The organism is Streptomyces sp. YS-3, assembly GCF_045257485.1.
Lineage (GTDB): Bacteria > Actinomycetota > Actinomycetes > Streptomycetales > Streptomycetaceae > Streptomyces.
Map to the genome: position 1 here is coordinate 1 of NZ_JBJHPC010000499.1, position 5369 is coordinate 5369.

The 5369-nt window shown below is 73.3% G+C and carries 4 protein-coding genes; all 4 read right to left on the reverse strand.

Annotation, left to right across the window (positions count from 1 at the left end; all coding sequences use genetic code 11):
- Positions 1 to 2364: [protein-PII] uridylyltransferase (locus tag ACJA3G_RS29150; protein WP_406556029.1), on the reverse strand; the 2364-nt coding region annotated here is incomplete at its 3' end.
- A 37-nt stretch (positions 2365 to 2401) separates the two neighbouring features.
- Entirely contained in the window at positions 2402 to 2740 is a 339-nt protein-coding gene (locus tag ACJA3G_RS29155; protein ID WP_046499635.1) for a P-II family nitrogen regulator, read from the reverse strand.
- Complete coding sequence (locus tag ACJA3G_RS29160; RefSeq protein ID WP_406556030.1) at positions 2737 to 4080, reverse strand: ammonium transporter; 1344 nt, start codon at positions 4078 to 4080, stop codon at positions 2737 to 2739. The genes ACJA3G_RS29155 and ACJA3G_RS29160 overlap by 4 nt, the downstream gene beginning before the upstream one ends.
- 332 nt (positions 4081 to 4412) lie before the next feature.
- On the reverse strand, positions 4413 to 5369 hold a 957-nt coding region (locus ACJA3G_RS29165), incomplete at its 5' end, for a hypothetical protein (protein ID WP_406556031.1).

Consider the following 5369-nt stretch of genomic DNA (forward strand, 5'->3'; position numbering starts at 1 on the left):
GTCCGTCACATAGAACGCGTCCACCGCGTTCGCCCCCAGCGTCGACACATGCGCGCTCCGCACCCGTACCCCCGCCCGGTCCAGTTCGCGGCCGATCCGGTGCAGCAGGCCCGGCGCGTCCTGGGCGCGGACCTCGATCACCGTGGCCAGGCGGGACGCCGCCGGGGCGACCGTGACGCGCGGCGGAGGGGCGGCCGGGCCCCGGCGGCGGGCCGCCTCGCGTTCGGCGAGGCGGGCGGGGAGGTCCAGGGAGCCGTCCAGCGCGCGGACCAGGTCGGCGCGGAGCCGGGCCGGCTGCGGGAGCGAGCCGTACTCCGCCGCCACCCGCCAGTCCAGCAGCAGGATCTCCTCGGCCAGCGGATCCGGCAGCTCGATCGCCCGCAGCTCCGCCGTCCGTACGGTCAGGCGGTGCATCGCCAGTACCCCGGCCACCGCCGGCAGCACCCCGGGCCGGTCCGGGACGGCGATCAGCAGCTCCACGCCGAGCGGCTCGCGGGCCGCCTCGTCGGCCGGCTCCTCCGGGTGGGCGCGCAGCGACAGGACCGGCCCGCGCGTGCGGTGCGCCTCCATCGCGAGGCGTTCCTGTTCGGCCGTGGCGACGGGCGGTACGGGGTCGACCGGCTCGCCCGCCAGCACCGCCGCCGCCCGCTTCACCAGGTCCGCCACCAGCGAGCCGCGCCAGGAGGACCAGGCCGCGGGGCCCGTGGCGAGGGCGTCCGCCTCGGTGAGGGCGTGCAGGAGTTCCAGCGTGGACGCCGTCCCGACCGCCTCGGCCACCGCCCGTACCGTCGCGGGGTCGTCGAGGTCGCGCCGCGTCGCCGTCTCGACGAGCAGCAGATGGTGGCGTACGAGCGCGGCGATCACGGCCACGTCGTCCTTGTCGAAGCCGATCCTGGCGGCCACGTCGCGCGCGATGACCTCGCCCGCCACGCTGTGGTCGCCGGGCCAGCCCTTGCCGATGTCGTGGAGGAGGGCCGCGACCAGGAGCAGGTCGGGCCGGTGGACGCGGCGGGTGAGCGAGGAGGCCCGTACCGCCGTCTCCACCAGGTGGCGGTCGACGGTCCAGGTGTGCACGGCGTTGCGCTGCGGGCGGCAGCGCACCCGCTCCCAGTCGGGCAGCAGCCGGGTGATCAGGCCCTCGGCCTCCAGCGCCTCCCAGACGGGCACGGTGGACTCCCCCGCGCCCAGCAGCGTCACCAGCTCCTCGCGGGCCTCGGCGGGCCAGGGCACCGGCAGCGGCCGGACCGCCGCGGCGAGCCGGCGTACCGCGTGCAGTGACAGCGGCAGCCCGGAGCGGGCGGCTGCGGCGGCGGCCCGCAGCGGCAGCACCGGGTCGCGTTCGGGTTTCGCGGCGAGCGCGAGCACCACCTCGCCGTCCTGCTCGACGACGCCCTCGGCCAGCGGGGTCCGCTCGGGGGCGGCCGTGCGTCCGCCGAGCAGGCTCCGCAGCCGGGGCCGCGCCGAGCGGGCCCGCAGGACCCGGCCGACCTCGCGCCAGGTGACGTCACTGGCGTACGAGATGGTCCGCGCGGCCTCGTACACCTGCCGCAGCAGCACGTCCGCGTCCAGCACGCCCAGCGCGTCGGCGACGGCGTCCTGCTCCTGGAGGGCGAGGCGGTCGGTGGCGCGGCCGGTGACCAGGTGCAGCGCGTCGCGGACGTCCAGGAGCCGCCGCCGGGCCTCGTCCAGGCCCTCGCGGGGCGCGTCCGCGAGCCAGGACGCGGCGACCGCGCGCAGGGCGGTGGCGTCCCGCAGTCCGCCGCGCGCCTCCTTGAGGTCGGGTTCGAGCAGGAACTGCAACTCGCCCTGGCGCTCGGCCCGTTCACGGCAGAGCGCGTCGAGTTCGGGCAGCCGTTTGGGGGCGAGGTTGCGCCAGTCGGCGAGGACGGTGGTGCGCAGGGCGGCGGTCAGGCTCTGCTCACCGGCCAGATGGCGGGCGTCCAGGAGGCCGAGGTGCACCTTGAGGTCGGCGCCCGCGGCTCTGCGTGCCTCGGCGGGGGTGCGGACGGAGTGGTCGAGGGCCAGGCCCAGGTCCCACACCGGGTACCAGAGGCCGTCGGCGAGCGCGGAGACGGCGCTCGCGCTCGCGCTGCCGTCGTGGACGAGCACCAGGTCGAGGTCGCTGCGGGGCGACAGCTCGCCGCGTCCGTAGCCGCCGACGGCCAGCAGGGCGGCGCCGCGCACCCCGGCGGTGCGGGCGGCGGCGGTGAAGAGCCGCTCCAGCCACGCGTCGGTGAGCCGGGCCAGGGCGGCACGGCGCGGCGGCCCGGACCGCGCCTCCTGTTGGAGGAGGCGCAGCCGGGCCGCCGCGTAGCCGCCGGATCCGGAGTCCTCTGTCTCTGTGCTGGCTTCCACGCTCGTCACCCGGCAGCTCCTGTCCGTACCCGATCGGGGGGCCAACTCAGAGGGCGTCGGGGCCGCGTTCGCCGGTGCGGACCCTCACCGCCGTCTCGACCGGCACACTCCACACCTTGCCGTCGCCGATCTTCCCGGTCCTGGCGGCCTTGACCACGACGTCGATCAGCTCCTCGGCGTCGTCGTCCTCGACCAGCACCTCGATGCGGATCTTGGGGACGAGGTCGACGGTGTACTCGGCGCCGCGGTAGACCTCGGTGTGGCCGCGCTGGCGTCCGTATCCGCTGGCCTCGGTGACCGTGAGGCCGTGGACCCCGAAGGCCTGGAGGGCTTCCTTGATCTCGTCCAGGCGGTGCGGCTTGACGACCGCGGTGATCAGCTTCATGCGTCCACCTTCTTGTTCTGCGCTGCCTTCTCGCTCGCGGCCGGGGCGTGCGTGCGGACGGCGGTGCCGCCGCCGGCGCCGCTGAAGTCGTACGCCGTCTCGGCGTGCTCGACCTGGTCGATGCCCGAGACCTCGTCGTCCTCGGCGACCCGCATCCCCATCGTCCTGTCGAGCAGGAAGGCGAGGGCCGCGGAGACGACGAGCGAGTAGCCGAGGACCGCGCCGACGCCGATGGCCTGCTTGCCGAGCTGGTCGAGGCCGCCGCCGTAGAAGAGGCCCTTGGCGTCGGACTGTACGCCGCCGGTGGCGAAGAGGCCGACGAGGAGGGAGCCGGCGATGCCGCCGACCATGTGGACACCGACGACGTCGAGGGAGTCGTCGAACCCGAAGCGGTACTTGAGGCCGACGGCCATGGCGCACAGCACACCCGCGATGGCGCCGACCGCGATGGCGCCCAGCGGGCTGACGCAGCCGCCGGAGGGGGTGATGGCGACGAGACCCGCCACCGCGCCGGAGGCGGCGCCGAGCGTGGTGAAGGAGCCGTGGCGCAGCTTCTCGTAGCCGAGCCAGGCGAGCATGGCGGCGGCGGTGGCGACCTGGGTGTTGACGAACATCACGGCGCCCACGCCGTCGTCGTTGCCGAGCCAGGAGCCGGCGTTGAAGCCGAACCAGCCGAACCACAGCAGGCCCGCTCCGAGCATGACCAGCGGCAGGCTGTGCGGTCGCATCGGGTCCTTCTTGAAGCCGACGCGCTTGCCGATGACGAGGATGACGCCGAGGGCGGCGGCTCCGGCGTTGATGTGCACGGCGGTGCCGCCCGCGAAGTCGATGACGCCCTTCTTGAAGAGCCAGCCGTCGGAGGCCCACACCCAGTGCGCGACCGGGAAGTAGACGACCGTGACCCAGAGGGTGATGAACAGCGCCCAGGCGCTGAACTTGACGCGGTCGGCGAGCGCGCCGCTGATCAGCGCGGGGGTGATGACCGCGAACATCAGCTGGAAGACCGCGAAGACGTAGACGGGGACGGTGTAGCCGGGCCAGAGCTGGACGATGCCGATGCCGCTGAGCCCGAGGTAGTCCCTGGACCAGCCGATGAAGCCGTTGGACTCGCCGAAGCTGAGGCTGAAGCCGTACAGCACCCACAGGATCGTGACGATCCCGAGGCTGATGAAGCTCATCATGAGCATGTTGAGTGTGCTCTTGACGCGGACCATGCCTCCGTAGAAGAAGGCGAGGCCGGGAGTCATGAGCATCACCAGGGCTGAGCAGATCAGCATGAACCCGGTGTTGGCGCTGGACAGCTGAGGCGTGTCGGCTGCGAGCGTGATGCCTGGGGGCATCGGCGTCTCCTCGTCGTCGGTACGGCGGCCCGTGCGGGGGCGAACGAGTGGCTGCGAAAGGGTGGGCCGTTATGCGCCATGAGGTTGGCGCAGCGCGGTTTCCGTCGATGCCGCTCGATGTTTCGCCGCCGTGACGAAGAGGTCGGGCGTGTTACGTGGACATGAACTGCCGGATCATCGCCCCGGGGGGCGGTCGCGGTGCCCGTGGCCGCTCCGGGGTGACCGGCCGCGACGTCTCCCGGTTGACCTGGCGGGGGGAGCCGAGTCGGAGTGTGCCGGGGTGGGCGTCGCGGCCGGCGTTCTGTATGCCGCCGTGGCGGCGCCCCGGGTGATCAGACGGCCTCGGCCGTCTCGGGCAGCTCCTGGCCGAGGAGCTCGGTGAACTGGATGACCTCGGCCACGTCCCCGAAGTCCCGCACGGCCGTGTCGACGGTCTTGCGCAGCCGGGTGTTGACCCGCTCGGAGCGGACCGTCTTGGCGACCTTCAGCGCCTGTGCGGTCAGCACGGTGGACTGCTCGGGCTCGCGCTTGAGGAGGTGGACGGTGGCCATGCCGATGAGGTTCAGCGCATACGACCGCTGGTGGACGTCGTCCTTGCCGAAGAGCTCGACCGCGCGCTCCATGACGGGTTCGGCGAGCGTCGCGTACGTGGGGCTGCGGCCGGCGACGTAGGCGAGGTCGCGGAAGGAGTGGGCGTTCTCGCCGTTGAGCTCGGCCTCGGAGAAGAACTGGATCCAGTCGGGCTCCGGCTCGCCGTCGAGCCCGGCGTCGCCGAAGGTGTCCTCGGACATCCTGACGGCCCGCTTGCACTTGCTGGGCTGGCCCATGTTCGCGTACGCGCGCGCCTCCATCGCATACAGCATCGCCTGGGTGCGGGGGGTGGCGCAGTCGCGGCTGCCGTACTGGGCGAGGTGGATGAGTTCCAGGGCGTCGTCGGGGCGGCCGAGGTGGATCATCTGGCGGCTCATCGAGGACAGGATGTACGACCCGAGGGGCTTGTCGCCGCACTCCTTGGCGGCGTGCAGGGCGAGCACGAAGTACTTCTGGGCGGTGGGCTGGAGGCCCACGTCGTAGCTCATCCACCCGGCGAGTTCGGCGAGTTCGGCCGCGACCCGGAACAGCCGGCGGGCGGTGGCCTCGGGCTGGGGCTCCTGGAGGAGGTCGGTGACTTCGTGGAGCTGGCCGACGACGGCCTTGCGGCGCAGTCCGCCGCCGCACTGGGCGTCCCACTGGCGGAACATCTCCGTGGTGGTCTCCAGCAGGTCGAGCTCGGGCGGGGAGAGCCGGGA

Coding starts and splice junctions, on each gene's coding strand:
- ACJA3G_RS29155 (WP_046499635.1), bottom strand. CDS start 2,740: ATGAAGCTGATCACCGCGGTCGTCAAGCCGCACCGCCTGGACGAGATC.
- ACJA3G_RS29160 (WP_406556030.1), bottom strand. CDS start 4,080: ATGCCCCCAGGCATCACGCTCGCAGCCGACACGCCTCAGCTGTCCAGC.